At 73.1% G+C, this 1,086-nt stretch carries 1 protein-coding gene; it reads right to left on the minus strand.

Features of this window, described 5'->3' with window-relative positions; all coding sequences use genetic code 11:
• Positions 1-1,086: Ig-like domain-containing protein (locus tag MKK53_RS18260; protein ID WP_243930134.1), on the minus strand; the 1,086-nt coding region annotated here is incomplete at both ends.

The raw sequence follows: 1,086 nt of genomic DNA on the forward strand, positions 1-1,086 counted from the left end.
AGGCCCGGCGCTGTGAGGGACGGGGCGCCCGGGGCCGCCGTATCGATGGTCAGATTCGTGCCGGCCGCCAGGGAGACGTTGCCGGCCGCGTCCGTGGCAGGAGACGTGAGCGGGTTGGCGCCCTCCCCCAAGGCCGGGGTCGGGGTGAGGGTGAAGGTGCCGTTGGTGCCGGCGATGGCGGTGCCGATGGGGGCGGCGTTGTCGTAGAACGTGCCGGTCGTGCCGGCATCGGCCGTAGCGGTGAGGGTCGGCGTCGCGGTGTCGACCGGCCCGTTCTGGCCGGTGAGGGTCGGCACGTTCGGTGCGAGCGTGTCGATGGTCAGGTTCACCCCGGCGGAGGCGGCGGAGGTGTTGCCGGCGACGTCCGTGGCGGTCACCGTCAGGGTGTTGGCGCCCTCCGTCAGCGCCACGGTCGGGGTGAGGGTGAAGGTGCCTTCCGTGCCGGCGACGGCGGTGCCGATCGCCATCGCACCTTTGAAGACGGTGACGGTGGCGCCGGCCTCGGCCATGCCGGTGAGGACCGGCGTGGTGTCGTGGGTCGCGACCGGCAGGCCCGTGAGGGACGGCGTACCGGGGGCCATCGTATCGACGGTCAGGTTCACCCCGGCGGAGGCGGCGGAGACGTTGCCGGCCGCATCCGTGGCGGTCACCGTGAGCGAGTTGGCGCCCTCCCCCAATGCCGTGGTCGGGGTGAGGGTGAAGGTGCCGTTGGTGCCGGCGATGGCGGTGCCGATGGGGGCGCCGTTGTCGTAGACCGTGACGGTCGTGCCGGCATCGGCCGTACCGGTGAGGGTCGGCGTCGCGGTGCCGACCGGCCCGTTCTGGCCGGTGAGGGTCGGGACGTTCGGTGCGTGCGTGTCGATGGTCAGGTTCACCCCGGCGGAGGCGGCGGAGGTGTTGCCGGCGACGTCCGTGGCGGTCACCGTCAGGGTGTTGGCGCCCTCCCCCAGTGCCGTGGTCGGGGTGAGGGTGAAGGTGCCGTTGGTGCCGGCGACCGCGGTGCCGATCGCCGTCGCGCCGTTGAAGACGGTGACGGTGGCGCCGGCCTCAGCCGTGCCGGTGAGGACCGGCGTGGTGTCGTTGGTC

This window comes from Methylobacterium sp. J-076 (genome assembly GCF_022829405.1).
GTDB lineage: Bacteria > Pseudomonadota > Alphaproteobacteria > Rhizobiales > Beijerinckiaceae > Methylobacterium.